The sequence below is a fragment of the Shewanella sp. SM20 genome (genome assembly GCF_025654545.1).
GTDB classification, from domain to species: domain Bacteria; phylum Pseudomonadota; class Gammaproteobacteria; order Enterobacterales; family Shewanellaceae; genus Shewanella; species Shewanella oncorhynchi.
Genome location: NZ_JAKKRK010000012.1, coordinates 49,333 through 64,430, shown reverse-complemented (window position 1 = coordinate 64,430; position 15,098 = coordinate 49,333). Strand labels below are relative to the sequence as shown.

The 15,098-nt window shown below is 46.5% G+C and carries 12 protein-coding genes; 7 read left to right on the top strand and 5 right to left on the bottom strand.

Features of this window, described 5'->3' with window-relative positions:
- Nucleotides 1–54: 54 nt before the first annotated feature.
- From L5M18_RS07170 to ompR, 3 genes are all read right to left on the bottom strand, one after another.
- Nucleotides 55–2,001: a methyl-accepting chemotaxis protein gene (locus tag L5M18_RS07170; RefSeq protein WP_263196382.1), complete on the bottom strand. Its 1,947-nt coding sequence runs from the start codon at nucleotides 1,999–2,001 to the stop codon at nucleotides 55–57.
- A gap of 127 nt (nucleotides 2,002–2,128) precedes the next feature.
- Nucleotides 2,129–3,445, bottom strand: coding sequence for a two-component system sensor histidine kinase EnvZ (gene envZ, locus L5M18_RS07165; RefSeq protein WP_219254340.1), 1,317 nt, complete (start codon nucleotides 3,443–3,445; stop codon nucleotides 2,129–2,131).
- Nucleotides 3,446–3,487: 42 nt separating this feature from the next.
- Entirely contained in the window at nucleotides 3,488–4,213 is a 726-nt protein-coding gene (ompR, locus tag L5M18_RS07160; RefSeq protein WP_006079507.1) for a two-component system response regulator OmpR, read from the bottom strand.
- Between the two features lie 394 nt (nucleotides 4,214–4,607).
- Between ompR and greB the strand changes: the two genes are divergently transcribed.
- The 3 genes from greB (at nucleotide 4,608) to L5M18_RS07145 (ending at nucleotide 9,820) form a co-directional block, all read left to right on the top strand.
- Nucleotides 4,608–5,111 (top strand): transcription elongation factor GreB, encoded by a 504-nt coding sequence (greB, locus tag L5M18_RS07155; RefSeq protein WP_105250662.1) that lies wholly within the window; start codon nucleotides 4,608–4,610, stop codon nucleotides 5,109–5,111.
- A gap of 162 nt (nucleotides 5,112–5,273) precedes the next feature.
- Nucleotides 5,274–7,637: a Tex family protein gene (locus tag L5M18_RS07150; protein WP_198572413.1), complete on the top strand. Its 2,364-nt coding sequence runs from the start codon at nucleotides 5,274–5,276 to the stop codon at nucleotides 7,635–7,637.
- A 218-nt stretch (nucleotides 7,638–7,855) separates the two neighbouring features.
- Entirely contained in the window at nucleotides 7,856–9,820 is a 1,965-nt protein-coding gene (locus tag L5M18_RS07145) for an LTA synthase family protein (protein WP_263162437.1), read from the top strand.
- A gap of 99 nt (nucleotides 9,821–9,919) precedes the next feature.
- On the opposite strand, the gene L5M18_RS07140 is transcribed toward L5M18_RS07145, so the two are convergent.
- Together L5M18_RS07140 and bioH are read right to left on the bottom strand one after the other, a co-directional pair.
- On the bottom strand, nucleotides 9,920–10,477 hold the full coding sequence (locus tag L5M18_RS07140; protein ID WP_173248241.1) for a hypothetical protein: 558 nt from the start codon (nucleotides 10,475–10,477) through the stop codon (nucleotides 9,920–9,922).
- 61 nt (nucleotides 10,478–10,538) lie between these two features.
- A complete protein-coding gene (gene bioH, locus L5M18_RS07135) occupies nucleotides 10,539–11,333 on the bottom strand; it encodes a pimeloyl-ACP methyl ester esterase BioH (RefSeq protein WP_212599493.1) in 795 nt (264 codons plus the stop codon).
- A gap of 32 nt (nucleotides 11,334–11,365) precedes the next feature.
- Between bioH and L5M18_RS07130 the strand changes: the two genes are divergently transcribed.
- The 4 genes from L5M18_RS07130 to L5M18_RS07115 all read left to right on the top strand — a co-directional run bounded on the left by L5M18_RS07130 (nucleotide 11,366) and on the right by L5M18_RS07115 (nucleotide 14,983).
- Nucleotides 11,366–12,148, top strand: coding sequence for a ComF family protein (locus L5M18_RS07130; RefSeq protein ID WP_263162434.1), 783 nt, complete (start codon nucleotides 11,366–11,368; stop codon nucleotides 12,146–12,148).
- A 177-nt stretch (nucleotides 12,149–12,325) separates the two neighbouring features.
- Complete coding sequence (locus L5M18_RS07125; protein ID WP_263162431.1) at nucleotides 12,326–13,072, top strand: helix-turn-helix transcriptional regulator; 747 nt, start codon at nucleotides 12,326–12,328, stop codon at nucleotides 13,070–13,072.
- Between the two features lie 2 nt (nucleotides 13,073–13,074).
- Entirely contained in the window at nucleotides 13,075–13,752 is a 678-nt protein-coding gene (locus L5M18_RS07120; protein WP_263192496.1) for a response regulator transcription factor, read from the top strand.
- Nucleotides 13,739–14,983 (top strand): sensor histidine kinase, encoded by a 1,245-nt coding sequence (locus tag L5M18_RS07115; RefSeq protein WP_263196380.1) that lies wholly within the window; start codon nucleotides 13,739–13,741, stop codon nucleotides 14,981–14,983. Before L5M18_RS07120 ends, L5M18_RS07115 begins: the two co-directional genes overlap by 14 nt.
- The last annotated feature ends 115 nt before the right edge of the window (nucleotides 14,984–15,098 follow it).

Genomic DNA, 15,098 nt, shown 5'->3' with positions numbered 1-15,098 from the left:
TAGAGAAATTAAGTGAATAAACGTGCGGTTTTAGGCCGCACGGTTTATTTGGCTTTACCCAATCCCCAAGCTGGTTTCAATATCTTCTACACTCTGCTGTACTTCTTGGGCGATGACCTCACTCTGCAGTGAACTGGTTTGCGCTTGTTCTTTTAAACTATCCATAGTGCGAACAAATTCATCGAGATAATCGACTTGCTCTTTGGCATTGAGCGAGCCTTGTTTGGCGGTATTAGCCATTTCACTTGCTTGGTTTTGCACTGTTTGCGCCACTTGCCACAGACTCTGAGCACGCAGTTTCTGGCTGCTGGTGGCCTGTGCTATGCCATCGACACTCTCACTGAGGGCATGATTTGATTGGGTCAGTTGTTGCAGAATTTTCACGATCTCATTCAAAGACACTTGGGTGCGTTGGCTTAAATTACGCACTTCATCGGCCACCACGGCAAAGCCGCGACCTTGCTCGCCAGCCCGCGCAGCTTCGATGGCAGCATTAAGGGCGAGTAAGTTAGTTTGTTCGGCAATATTGCCAATCACATCAATGATTTTCGATACATCCGTCACTGAGTTATTTAGGCTTTCAAGGGACGAATGGCACAGACCTACCGCGGTTTGTGTTTGCTCGGTCGCGCTCAATACCGCCTCGGCTTGTGCTTGACTCGACTGCATTTGGCGCATGGTTTCGGCGGCGCTGTCTTCCACAAGTGCCGAAGTGTGGCTCACCTCATTGGCGAGGCTGCGGATATGCTCGGTCTGTGTTTGCGTATCGGCCACAATCGTTTGGGTGTGCTCTGTGTGTTGTGATAGCTGAGTAATGCGTGCCACCAGTTGGCTTAATGATTGAGAAACCTTAGTGATTTGCTGGCGCTGTGCCTCGTCTTCCTGTTCAAACCTGTGCAGTAACTGGTTGAAATGACCTGCGATTTGGCCCGTCTCGCAGCGACGATTAATATCTAAACGCTCGCGGCTGTTCGATTCGCTTAATTTCATAAAAGCTTGGTTGAGACGTTTTAGCGGTTTGACGACACGATTTTGCTGCAGGATTAAATAACCAATCGCAAACAAGGCCATGATGGAAACCATAGTGTAGAGGATTAGCTGTAACTCATATTTCAGTTGCTGGTTCTTTGCTGCCTGAGCCTCACCTAAACCAATAAGCTGTTGTTCCACATTGCTAATCGCTTGAATGAGTTGATCTTGCATCTCTTGGTTTGTTTGCAGTAATTGGTGGGTATTGGCGACTTCTTTGTTGTATCGATTGGCGAGACTGAGCAGTTCACTGCGGTCACTCTCGCCGATTTCAATTTGTTCCGGTTCGCTGGCGCCGAGTGCAAATTCATCGGCTTCTTGCTGTTCATATACGCCGATTAACGGCAGTGCACTGAGGGTGTCGTGCCACGTATTTAGCTCTTTGCTGGTGCTGTCTAAAATGCCCTTGAGCTGCTGATTTTTACCGATCAGATAACCATCGGTCAGCTGGGAAAGTTGGTAGACGATAGAAGGTAAATCGCGGCTCAATTGCAGATATTGTTCGGCGACCACTGCATTTGTGGCTAAGCCTTTATCGGCATAACTGCCCAGACGACGGTTATAGTCGAGCATTTCAGATTCGGCGTGGGCGAGCAGTTGCCTAGGGTTGCCAGCGAGTTTACCCGCGGCGCGGTACTTGGTATCTAAATCTTGAATGAAGCTACTTAGGCTGGCTTGCAAGTCATTGTCGGTAGCGCCCATGGCTGCGAGGTTAGGCTGCGTGAGCTGGTTTTTAATGGCGCTGAGTTTGGTTTTCGCTTGTTCAAGTTGGCTAGCGTTGCCACTGGCTAAATAGCCATCGAGATCGCGGCGTACACCGACGAGAAAATCCTGCTGAATAGCTTGTAATGTAAGTGTTTGTTGCTCAATTTGTTGCCGCTGATCACTGCTCCACAGCACTACGGCTGCTAGCAATCCCGCGAGCAATAACAACAGGGCAGAAGCAGAAAGCGACAGCGTTGAAATTTTCATTTTGCAATCTTCATAATGGTCAGAGCCAGTAACTGTGCTGAGTTTATGAATTTAAGGTGACATTAATATGACAAGTGCTCACTTGGATGCAGCGTTGTCATTTGATTTGCAAATATGTGATCTCGCGTTATTCCAGCGGCAGCCACACTTGGGCTTTTAAACCGCCTTCGGCGCGGTTGGAGAGTGTAATTTGCCCTTGGTGTCTATCGATAATCCGTTTGATGATGGCGAGGCCTAGGCCCGAACCAACACTACCACGGGCGATATCACCTTGGGTAAAAGGTTGAAATAGTTTGGTAATTTGTGACTCATCGATCCCTGGGCCGTTATCTTCAACGCTAAAACCGATACGCTTGCCATCGAACTGTGAGCTAATGCGGATCCAGCCAGAACCATAGCGAAAGGCATTTTCGACTAAGTTACTCAGTACCCGCTTGATGGCAATCGCTTGGAATTGGGCTTCGGGGCAGTCAGTTAACACCACTTCAATTTCACCAGCGCGATTGGCTTCTGCTTGAGCGATATCTTGAATGAGTTTATTGATTTGGCCTAGCTCACGGCTGGTTTCCTGATCTTGGCGAATGTAAGCAATAAATTGGCTGATGATGGCGTCCATATCTTCGATATCATTGACTATGCCATCTTTAAGATATTGATCTTCCTCAACCATCATCTCAGAGGCGAGGCGAATACGGGTGAGCGGCGTGCGCAAATCGTGGGAGATCCCCGCCATCAATAGCGCTCTGTCCTGCTCCAGTTGCTTCATGCTGTGTGCCATCTGGTTGAAAGCATTGGTAACTTCGACAATTTCACTCGAACCTTTTAGCGGCAAGGGGTCGGGAAATTCACCGCGGGAGACTGAAATCGCGGCTTTTTGTAGTCGCCTAAGTGGGCGGTTTTGCTGGCGAGCAAACCACCATCCCCCAGCGACACTGAGTGCGCCAATCACCATTAAATAAAGGGTGAGTGGCGAAAGATCTGAAACATTTTGGCCGATAAGTGGCACTTTTATCCAAATAGAGGGCGCCTGTGGTGGACGGATCCAAATCTGTAATACGCTGCCATGGGTGACGCGGACTTCAGCATCGCCGCCAAGATATTCCGACATCTGCGATGACCAGAAACCATAGTAAGTGGCTTGCTCAATACCCGCTTCATGCGCTTGCTGTTGATTGTAGATTTTCATGCCATCGTCGTGGACTTTGGCATTAAGGGCATCGACTATGGTTAAGTGTTCGCGGCCAATATCTATGCCGTCGACAAACAGTAATTTGACTTGGCGAGCGATTAACTGATTGATTTGTTGGTAACTTGGCTTAAGTACATAGACGGCGACCGTGACGTAAGACACCAGCTGATTGATCAGTAATAGGCAACCAATCAGCATCACGGTTTGACTAAATGCGCTGCGAGGAACAAACCGCCACCAAAACTTAGGTTTCATCGTGGGCTCAATAACCGCAGTAGATTAAGATGGCGGCGCGGCTCATCGACGCGCGGCACCATCGGGTACAAACACATAACCTAAACCCCAAACCGTTTGAATGTAGCGAGGATTCGCGGGATCTTTTTCGATTAAGCGGCGCAGACGTGACACTTGCACGTCGATGGAGCGTTCTAGCGCCGAATAATCGCGGCCACGGGCGAGGTTCATCAACTTATCCCGAGACAAGGGTTCGCGTGGATGGGTGACGAGCACTTTAAGTACGGCAAACTCACCGCTAGTGAGCGCAATCGATTCGTCGCCGTGGTACATCTCACGGGTCGCTAAATCCAGCGAGAACTCACCGAAGCTAATCTGTGCTTCCTGCTGAGCGGGCGCACCGGGCACATCTTGGGTTTGGCGACGCATCACGGCTTTGATCCGCGCAAGTAATTCCCGTGGATTGAAAGGTTTTGGCAGATAATCGTCAGCGCCCAACTCTAAACCAATAATGCGGTCGACTTCATCGCCCTTGGCCGTCAGCATCACGATCGGAATGGGGTTACCTTGCTGGCGCAGCCTACGACAGATAGACAGGCCATCTTCACCGGGCAACATCAAGTCGAGCACGAGTAAATGGAAGTTTTCACGTTCTAATAGGCGGTCCATCTGCTCGGCATTGGCCGCGCTGCGCACCTGATAACCTTGCTCCATCAGGTAACGCTCGAGTAACGCTCGCAGGCGCATATCATCATCGACGACGAGGATTTTCGAGGTTTCTTGTCCCATGGGATGTCCTTTAATTGCTCAGATTGGTGCTTATTCTACTGACGAGAAACAGTTAAGATTAACCAACTGGCTGAAATTGAAAACGAATCTGCCTAATATAGCCGCATTCAACCAAGGCGACTAGCTCACCTTAGTAACTTGAATGCGATAAATGCTGACATTGATTGCCCAATGTTAATACTAAGCAAATGAAATTGCATGGGAATACTCGCGTTTATTCACGCTATAGCTGAAATTGTAACTAAATTGGCATCAGTAAAAGAGGTGATTTAAAAGCCATTATGCACAGAGATGATTTAGTGAGTTAACTTTAGCGTCCAGTCTGAGTATCATCAGTCTAATATATTATCCCGCATCAATTGTGGTCGTTTAATCCAACGATTGAGTAATGAGTATGAAAGCGCATTTGATCACCCGACAGGGTTGGCAAACTTTAGATAAAGAATTGAAGTATTTGTGGAAGGAATATCGGCCGCAAATCACCCTTAAAGTCCAAGAAGCGGCGGCGCAGGGCGACCGTAGTGAGAACGCGGACTACACCTACAACAAGCGTTTGTTAAGACAAATTGATGGCCGAGTCAGATACTTAGTTAAGCGGTTAGAAGAATTAAAAATCGTCGATTACTCGCCGCAGCAGGAAGGCAAAATATTCTTTGGCGCTTGGTTTGAGCTTGAAAATGAAGCAGGTGATCGAGTGCGTTATCGGATCGTCGGTAAAGATGAGCTCGATACAAAATTAGGCTATATCACCATCGACTCGCCCATGGCGCGTGCCTTAATCGGCAAGCAAGTGGATGATGAGGTGCTAGTGCAAACGCCATCGGGTCCAAAAGAGTGGTATATCAATCAGATCCGTTATACCCCTTTTGAAACTACTCTCGCCAGCGAGGCGAATTAACCACAGACTTGCCGCTCTTAAAATAGCGGCGGTAGTCACTGGATTGCGGGAAAGATCAAACTCTCTGATTTGACCTAGGCTTTAGCATGAAACATACGGGGCGCCTGTGGTATCTTTGGCGCAATAACGATTTACTTTACAGTTAGGCACGACACTTTATTTATGCAAACTAATGCACATAACATCGCTCTGATTATCGCTCAAGAACTGAATGTTCGTGAGCAACAAGTTGCCGCAACCATCACTCTGCTCGACGATGGCGCGACAGTTCCCTTCGTTGCCCGTTACCGTAAAGAAGCCACAGGCGGTTTAGACGATACACAACTGCGTACCTTGTACACACGTTTAGGTTACCTGCGTGAGCTGAACGACAGACGCCAAGTGATCCTGTCTAGCATCCAAGCTCAGGGTAAGTTAACGCCAGAATTACAATGGGCGATTGACGAGGCAGACAGTAAGACACGCCTCGAAGATTTATACCTGCCCTTCAAACCTAAGCGTCGTACTAAGGGCCAAATCGCTATCGAGGCTGGGCTTGAGCCATTAGCCGATGCATTACTGGCTGATCGTAGCGTAGATGTCGAGACTACAGCGGCAGGCTATATCAATAGCGAAGCGGGTTTTGCCGATGTTAAAGCTGTGCTCGAGGGCGCGCGTTATATCCTGATGGAGCGTTACGCCGAAGACGCTGAATTACTGCGTAAAGTGCGTGAGCATTTAAGCCAAAACAGTGTGTTAGAAAGCCGTTTAATTGCTGGCAAAGAGAAAGACGGCGCGAAGTTCCGCGATTATTTTGAGCATACAGAACAGTTAGCTAAGATCCCATCACACCGTGCACTGGCTATGCTGCGTGGGCGTAATGAAGGTTTCTTAACCTTATCTATGAATGCCGATCCAGCCGCTGAAGCGGGCCAAGGTAGTTACTGCGAAGTGATTATCTGTGATCATTTAGGGCTGAAATTAGGTGATAGCAGCGTTGATCAATGGTTGAAAACTGTGGTGACGGCGACATGGCGTATTAAGATTGCCCTGCAGATGGAAACTGAGTTTATTTCGCAAATGCGCGAACGCGCTGAAGCCGAAGCGATTAAAGTTTTCGCCCGTAATCTAGGTGATTTATTGATGGCCGCTCCTGCGGGCGCGAAAGCCACCATGGGACTCGATCCTGGTTTACGTACCGGTGTTAAAGTCGCTGTGGTCGATAACACAGGTAAGTTGTTGTGCCATGCGACTATTTTCCCACACGCACCGCAAAATCTGTGGGAAAAGTCGATCCGTACTTTGGCTAACTTAGTCAAAATGCATAAGGTTGAGCTGATTGCGATTGGTAACGGCACTGCATCAAGGGAAACTGACAAACTGGCTGCTGAGCTGATTGCCGAAGTGAAAGATACCCATCCACATTTGACCAAAGTGATGGTCAGTGAGGCGGGTGCGTCTGTGTATTCTGCATCGGAATTGGCGGCGTTGGAGTTTCCTGATCTTGATGTGTCGATTCGTGGTGCAGTGTCTATCGCCCGTCGCTTGCAAGATCCATTAGCCGAATTAGTGAAGATTGAGCCTAAGTCTATCGGTGTCGGTCAATACCAACACGACGTGAGTCAAAGCCAATTATCGGGTTCGTTGGAAGCCGTGGTGGAAGACTGTGTAAACGGCGTGGGTGTAGATCTCAACATGGCCTCAGTGCCGTTATTGTCACAAGTGGCAGGTTTAAATAAGACGTTAGCGAAAAACGTGGTCGATTATCGCGATGCCAATGGTCAGTTTAAGAATCGTAAAGAGCTGCTGAAAGTACCGCGTTTAGGGCCTAAAGCCTACGAGCAAGCAGCGGGCTTTTTGCGTATTCGAGAAGGGGACAATCCACTCGATGCCTCGTCTGTGCATCCTGAGGCTTATTCGCTAGTGGAAACTATCGCTAAGACTAAGCAAGTAGAGTTGGCGAGCCTGATGGGTAACTCTGATTTGCTGCGCAGCATCAAGGCAGAAGAGTTTATTACGGCGGAATTTGGTTTGCCGACGGTCACAGATATTTTAGCCGAACTGGATAAGCCTGGACGCGATCCCCGCGGTGAGTTCAAAACCGCCAAGTTTAAAGATGGTGTTGAAGAACTTAAACATCTGAAACCTGAAATGGTACTCGAAGGCGTAGTGACCAACGTGACTAATTTTGGTGCCTTCGTCGATATTGGCGTACATCAAGATGGGCTCGTGCATATCTCTTCTCTAACCGACAAGTTCATCAGCGACCCGCACACTGTGGTGAAAGCGGGAGATGTGGTGAAAGTCAAAGTAATGGAAGTTGACGTTGAGCGCCGCCGCATCGGTTTGAGCATGCGTTTGGATGAAGCTATCGACCAAAGCAAGCCGCAGCAAAGACCGCACAATCCTGCCAGAACTAATCATGGTAAAACACCGCAGTCAGCGAAACCGGCTGCGCGTCCTGCGCAAAAGCAAGCACCTAAAGCGCCAGCAAACGCGGCCATGGGCAATGCCTTTGCTGATGCCTTCGCTAAGCTGAAAAAGTAGACGCTGTAATGTTAATACTCGGACATACGTCATGTCCGAGTCGACTTTTTAACCTGTTACTCACAAAATTGTTGCATAAATGTCGTCTTAGGGAATATAAAGTCGGCATTTAATGCAACGTTAAGCAAAATCGGTTGTCATAGCACAGCTTATTCACCGATTTTTCAAATTGACACTCCAAAGCAGAGTGGCTCTTTTTACACGTTTTGGGGTAACACATGCAATCTGGTTTATCACCTCGCGGGCGAAACAATGCCCATGGGCCTTTTCGCGCCATCTTTATCTTTTCGTTATTAGTGCTTTTCATTGCCACCGCGAGCCGTATCGCTTTAGGGCTGTGGCAAGCCGATCGCGTGGCCGCTGTGGATGGTTGGTCGCATCTCTTAATTCAAGGTTTACGCGTCGATATCGCTACCCTGTGCTGGTTATGGGGTATTGCTGCCTTAGGAACCGCATTATTTTCAGGTGATCATTTTATTGGCCGTCTGTGGCAGCCGATTTTACGGGTGTGGTTAACCGTCGGTCTGTGGATAATGCTGTTTTTAGAAGCATCGACCCCCGCTTTTATTGAAGAATACGGTTTTCGTCCGAATCGTTTGTATGTGGAATATCTGATCTACCCGAAAGAAGTGCTTTCTATGCTGTGGGCGGGTCGTAAGCTTGAGCTTATTTTCTCAATATTATTAACCATAGGTACACTCTGGGGCGGTTGGGTTCTCAGCGGTAAACTGACGAAAAACCTGCGCTTTCCACGCTGGTATTGGCGTCCAGTATTAGCGTTAATCGTTATCGCAATTACGATATTAGGTGCCCGTTCAACCTTGGGTCATCGTCCGCTTAACCCCGCTCTGGTGGCCTTTGCTGACGATCCATTGGTGAACTCTTTAGTGATTAACTCTGCTTATTCCTTGGTGTTTGCCATCAAGCAGATGGATAGTGAAGAAGATGCTTCTAAAGTGTATGGCAAGCTAGATAACGCGGAGGTTATTGCAACGATTAGGCAGGAAAGTGGTCGCCCTGAAAGTGCCTTTACTTCAACGGATATCCCATCACTGAGCTTTAACCAAGCCAGTTATACTGGTAAGCCAAAGAACTTAGTGATCCTACTGCAAGAGAGCTTAGGCGCCCGTTTTGTCGGCAGTTTAGGTGGGTTACCCCTGACACCGAATATCGATGCCTTGTCTAAAGAAGGTTGGTATTTCGATAACTTGTACGCTACTGGTACACGATCTGTACGCGGAATCGAAGCCGTGACAACAGGTTTTACGCCAACGCCAGCTCGCGCTGTGGTGAAGCTAGGTAAGAGCCAAGTTGGCTTTTTCAGTATTGCTGAATTACTTAAAAATCATGGATATACCACGCAGTTTATTTATGGTGGTGAGAGCCATTTCGACAATATGCGTAGCTTCTTCTTGGGCAACGGCTTTAGTGACATTATAGATCAGAAAGATTACAAATCTCCGGCCTTCGTGGGTTCGTGGGGCGCGTCAGACGAAGATTTAATGCGCAAGGCCAACAGTGAGTTTGAGCGTCTGCATAGTGAAGGTAAGCCTTTCTTTAGTTTGGTGTTTAGTTCGAGTAACCATGATCCATTTGAATTCCCAGATGATCGTATCGAACTTTATGAACAACCTAAGCAAACTCGCAATAATGCGGCGAAATATGCCGACTATGCGGTTGGTGAGTTTTTCAAATTGGCGAAAAACGCAGACTATTGGAAAGACACGATTTTTATCGTGGTTGCCGACCATGACAGTCGAGTGGGTGGCGCGGATCTGGTGCCAGTGTCACGTTTTCGTATTCCGGGATTAATTCTTGGGGATAATGTTGCACCAAAACGCGATCATCGTATTGTGAGCCAGATTGATTTACCGCCAACACTGTTATCATTGATTGGTATTTCAGACTCTTATCCTATGCTGGGCCGAGATTTGACCCAAGTCAGCGATGATTGGCCTGGACGCGCGTTAATGCAATACGATAAAAACTTTGCCCTGATGGAAGGTAAAGATGTAGTGATCCTGCAGCCAGAAAAAGCGGCTCAAGGTTTCGAATACAATGAAAAAACTGAGCAGTTAACGCCTTATGCGCCAGCCGCTGCAGCGCTAGAGAAGAAAGCCTTAAGTTGGGCATTGTGGGGCAGTTTGGCCTACCAGCAAGAGCTGTATCGTTTGCCTAAATAAGCGTTAAACAGAATGGAAAATGCCGCTATTTTTAGCGGCATTTTTGTTTATCATTCAGGTTAATTTTGTGCGCAAACGGATTCATACGATTGGAATAGGTTAAATCCACGTCGACATAATAGATTCTTGCTCTGGCTGAGTCTGTTGTTGATAGAACTGACTAATGCGTTGCCCAAGTTGTTGATAAAATTGACTCGATTCGCCTTGAAGCGATTGCCTTGCCGTACTGCTGGTATTCGCTTTGGCGTTACTGCTGGCATAATTTGCCGCACCTTGACTGACCTTTAAGCGTATATCCTTACGTTGCAGCGCCGCTTGGCCTCTTGCAGCAATTTTTAGCGTTTTAGGTAAAACACGCTCGGCCACTACAAGGGGCGCTTTTTTCTCTTGCTGTTGTTGGTTCTGTTGCTGTGAGGATTGCTGTTGCTGCTGTTTTTCTTGAACTTGTTGCTGATTATGCTCGAGCGTTTTCGCCTGTTGTTGAGCTTGATCCGCAGTGCGTTCATTCTGTGGATTAAAGGCGCGTTCTTCGTGACCTTTAGTTGCAGCTTGTGGTGGGATGACCACAGGTTTCAGTTGGTTGTCGACCCGAGCCGAGTCCGTCGCGACATTACTGGTCGCTAGCGGGACTTGGGGGTAGTTACTGACAACTAACATGGGAAATTCCTTGGCACATTAATGGTTAAATACTAGTCATTAATCGCTCAAAGATAAAGCGTTAACGTGTCTGTAACGTTAACCAAGGCATAAATACCTGCAAAAACTCCTGCTGATGGGAAATAAAGGGCGCGTGAGAGGCTTTGGCGAGCATCACATCCTCACTTTGAGCTGTGATGGGCATTTTAGGTGGTACGCGTTTGGGTACTAGCCCGTCGAGTCGGCCCCAGATCCTTAGCCAAGGTTGTTGCAACTCTATCAGTTGCTGCCTTAAGTCGACGTCGGTCAGCATATTTAGGCCTTGAGTTAAGGCTCTGGCATTGGGTAAAGGGCGTGCGAGGACAAGATCGCGCAGTTGTTTGATGTCTTCTTTGGCGGTTTCGCTACCCATGGCTTGAATCGCCAGAAATCTCTCTATAGTTTTAGGTAAATTTTGGCCGAGTTGTTCTCTAAATTGATTGAGGACTTGTGGCGGAATGCCCGGCCATGCTTCGTCCTCCCTTGCCATAAAGCAAGGGGATGAGGCAATAGTAATCAAGCCTTTGATTTTTTGTGGATAACTTAACGCTGCCTGAGTCGCAACGAGCCCACCGAGTGACCAGCCGGCCCAAATAGCGTGTTCAGGCAATGCAGCGACCAAGGTATCTACCCAGGTTGATAGGCCACCTTCAACCATTTGGCTATGGCCAAAGCCCGGCAAGTCTACATAGTGTACCCTATACTGAGACAGTGACTCATGTAATGGCGTAAACACAGCGCTATTCACTCCCCAACCGTGAAGCATCACCAGATCTGGCCCTTGGCCGCTGATTTCAATATGCAAATTTGCTTGGTTTGTGGATGTCACTTGGCTCACTTGAGTGCCTCAAAAATGGATTAGGTGAATGTATGCCGTACTTTGTCAAAAGGATTTGGTCGCAATCTGCTTTGCGGGTAATGCGTTTAGGCTATCAACTCGGTACAAGGTGGTTGGCGGGCAGTTTACCTAACCGTTGCCTGCTGTGCCACCAATCCATATCACTTCCCGAGACTGGCATTTGCGCCGTTTGTCTTCAATCTGGCTTATATCATGGGCCTATTTGCTTAGGTTGCGGTAAGTCGATGCAAATAGAAGTCGATTATTGCGGTGAATGCCAAAAGCGTCAGCCACGTAAAGTCATTGCGCCTTGTAGTTATCATCAAGGTTTGGGTGCTTGGGTTGGTGCGATTAAATATCAAGGTCAACTTGCCGCTTTGCCCGTGCTGTGTCGCGCCTTAGTGGCACGACTTAAGGTATTAGAACAGCAAGGATTAATCTCGCTGCCTCAAGCGATAGTGCCAGTTCCATTGCATCCAAAACGTTTGCAACAACGGGGATTTAATCAGGCGTGGTTAATTGCCCATGACTTATCGCAGCTCTTGCAACTGCCATTAGTGAGCGAAGGGTTAACGCGTCAACAAGACACTCGACCGCAGGCGGGGCTTTCGGGGGCGCAGCGACGACGCAACTTACATGATGCCTTTATGTTAGCGGATGATTTTGCGTTCCAGCGTATTGCATTGGTGGATGATGTGGTCACCACTGGCACTACAGTCTCTGAAATTGCTCGCTTATTCGAAGCGCGTTATGTGCATGTTCAAGTATGGTGTTTGGCAAGGGCTGAGGCGCCAGGCTTGTTGGATGATATTTAAAAAGGTTAAAAGCATTGCTCCATTATATCTTTGTGTATGTCAAAATTATGTCAAAAATACTGCGTAAACATGAATAAGTTTTAATTTTGCGACAAGATGTAAGTATCTGTATCAATGGGTTTTGTTTATTTTTTGTATTGAGATACCTTCCTATATTATTTCGTTTGGAGGGTATTTATGGACGCTAAACTGGCGCGATCAAATGCAGATACGGCATCAACGCTGAAGGACGTTATTCAGGCGATAAACTACTCTTTAAAGCTACATGGTTTTTGTGGTTTCTGGTTTCAAGGAGTTCCACATTGTGCGTATGAAAATTATCACTTTCCAAAAGATACCAATCTGTTCTCTCCTACGGCACTAAGAAAACCTATCGCCAGCATAGCTTCTTCCCATGTCATAGCTGAATTACAGCATTTTTATTTAAATCAGATAGCCTCCCATGATTTCAATTTTGGTTTTTCATTGGATACTTCAAAATCTTATATGTATAGATTCACGAGTGAAAAAAATGATAAGACCAGCTTACTGTTTAGTAAGCATAATATTCAAAGTGTTTTGAGCTGGCCCATCTCATGCCACTCTAATCGTCATTGGGCAGGCCGGTTTATACTACTTAGCCATCTTAGTGCTTCGGAGGTGGTATTAGAGGGATTGGCAGACACTTTAAAGGAAGCTCAAAACAAGCTTTTTGAATGTAATAAACAATTGTTCAATCCATTTCTACAAAGCTCTCTGCTTAAAGATAATGCGAGAGATATCCTACTTATGGTCGCAAACGGTCTTCAAAACGACGAAATTTCAACTCAGCTCCCGATAAGTGTCAGAGGAGTTGAATATCATATGGAATCTATGCGTAAGAAGTTTGGGGCTACAAATAGAGCAAATTTAATCCATTTAGCCCATCAATATGAGTTGATTTAAAAATGTTGATATTACTGGTTGAAGATAATCGACTTCTTTCTAACAACATCATTCAATATCTTGAATTGAGTGGTATAGAGTGTGATTACGCTTTCAACTTGGCACAAGCGGATATGCTCATTAGTCAGCAGCAGTTCGACGCTATTATTCTCGATCTAAATTTGCCGGATGGTGATGGGATTGAAGCGTGTGAACGCTGGAAAGCACAGTGCATTACCTCACCAGTAATCATGTTAACTGCACGAAGTAGTCTGAATGATCGCTTGAGTGGGTTTGCTGTGGGCGCGGACGATTATTTAGTAAAACCCTTTGCAATGGAGGAACTGGTCGCGCGATTGAAGGTGGTTGCTCAGCGTCGTCCCGCACCCCAAAGGTTGACTATTGGCGACCTAGAAATCGATTTTGCAAACCACATGGTGTATCGGCAAGGGCAACTGCTGGCTTTGTCTAAAACCGGATGGCAGATCTTGGCTTTATTAGCTAGGCGTAGTCCAGAAACGGTGAGTAGAGAAGAGATTGAGCGAATGCTTTGGCCCGACAGTACACCTGATAGTGATAGCTTGCGCAGCCATATTCATCTTTTGCGCCGAGTGATCGATCGCCCCTTTGAACGGCAAATATTACATACGATTCGTGGCGTCGGTTTAAGCCTTAGAGATGATATCAATGCAAGCGCCTAAACTTAGCCTCAAGCGTAGTTATCAAGTGTGGGGAGTTATTTTTCTATTAATAACCTTAGGTGTAAATAGTTTTATCCCGCTTTGCATGATGTGTGCAGGTATGATTTCTATGCATGAAGTCACAATGCACAATGCAGGGCAAGCGGCCGAAGCATTACTGAAGCTGGCGGAGCCAACTCAGCAATCATTACTTCATCAACCACTTCTAAAAACCGATAACTTAACAGTCTATCCTCATTGGCGAGATATTCCGCTGCAAATTCGTGAGTTAAGTAACAATGAAGTCTTAACTGATGCGAGCACAATTCACTATGAGCATGCAGAAGGTCCCATTGTTAACGCGTTAAGTGTGTACTACACTCAAACTGGCCAGCCGCTATATGTTTGGCTGCAGTTTAGTGTTACCCATGATTTGCAATTTGCCCCTAAAAATATGACGGCGATCTTGCTGCTTGTCTTGATAACCTTTTGTGCCAGTGCAAGTTTAGCGTTTTATATGCAAAGTAAAGTGATTACGCCTGTTCATCAAATTAGTCATGCGATTAAACAACATGATTGGGAAGGAGGAGGAAAACTGAGTTTACCAGAACAAGAATATGCTGAATTAAAAGCTATTGTTGATGCTTTAGATAACTCGATTTTACAACTTCAGGAGGCTCAGCAGCGAGAACTCAATTTTTTACGTTTTGCTAGTCATGAGTTACGTACGCCAGTCGCCATATGCCAATCTTCATTCGAAATCCTCGCATTACAACAAGGTGAGCTTACGGGGGCAACTCTGTATGCTTCCCAAGCGACCAATCAAATGAAGTCACTCATTGAAACCCTACTATGGTTAACTAATAAAGAGTGTTCAAACCTAGAAAAGGAAAACGTAGCATTATCGCCTTTACTTGCCAGTATTATCGAGGAGCAGCAACGGGTACATGGTTATGAGCAAAAAATTCAATTATTGTGTGACGATACTTGCTTGCCCGTCCAGCTTCATCCGCTAAAAATCATATTAAGCAATTTATTAAGGAATAGTATTGAGCATGGTGGGATGGATATTAGTATTACTCAAGATGCTTGTTGTATAGCAATAACCAATTCCTACAATAGTAAGGGCCGCCATGGATTTGGTTTAGGGCTTTTACTGGTGAAACGTCTCGCGAATCAACTGGGTTGGATTTTTACTAGCTCATCTGCAAATAATTTATTTACTGCTAGGCTGGTAATATCTAATAACTAAAGAATGGGAACTATAGATTTACTGCATTAAACCACACACTTTTAAAATGCAAAAGCGCCGTTGGGCTTAGATCACATAGTCATCATGCTATTCGTAGTAACTTTATTATATAAAG

Bases quoted from the DNA above. Each gene is read 5' to 3' on its own strand.
- L5M18_RS07170 (WP_263196382.1), bottom strand. From the start codon at position 2,001: ATGAAAATTTCAACGCTGTCGCTTTCTGCTTCTGCCCTGTTGTTATTG.
- envZ (WP_219254340.1), bottom strand. From the start codon at position 3,445: ATGAAACCTAAGTTTTGGTGGCGGTTTGTTCCTCGCAGCGCATTTAGT.
- ompR (WP_006079507.1), bottom strand. From the start codon at position 4,213: ATGGGACAAGAAACCTCGAAAATCCTCGTCGTCGATGATGATATGCGC.
- greB (WP_105250662.1), top strand. From the start codon at position 4,608: ATGAAAGCGCATTTGATCACCCGACAGGGTTGGCAAACTTTAGATAAA.
- L5M18_RS07150 (WP_198572413.1), top strand. From the start codon at position 5,274: ATGCAAACTAATGCACATAACATCGCTCTGATTATCGCTCAAGAACTG.
- L5M18_RS07145 (WP_263162437.1), top strand. From the start codon at position 7,856: ATGCAATCTGGTTTATCACCTCGCGGGCGAAACAATGCCCATGGGCCT.
- L5M18_RS07140 (WP_173248241.1), bottom strand. From the start codon at position 10,477: ATGTTAGTTGTCAGTAACTACCCCCAAGTCCCGCTAGCGACCAGTAAT.
- L5M18_RS07130 (WP_263162434.1), top strand. From the start codon at position 11,366: ATGCCGTACTTTGTCAAAAGGATTTGGTCGCAATCTGCTTTGCGGGTA.
- L5M18_RS07125 (WP_263162431.1), top strand. From the start codon at position 12,326: ATGGACGCTAAACTGGCGCGATCAAATGCAGATACGGCATCAACGCTG.
- L5M18_RS07120 (WP_263192496.1), top strand. From the start codon at position 13,075: ATGTTGATATTACTGGTTGAAGATAATCGACTTCTTTCTAACAACATC.
- L5M18_RS07115 (WP_263196380.1), top strand. From the start codon at position 13,739: ATGCAAGCGCCTAAACTTAGCCTCAAGCGTAGTTATCAAGTGTGGGGA.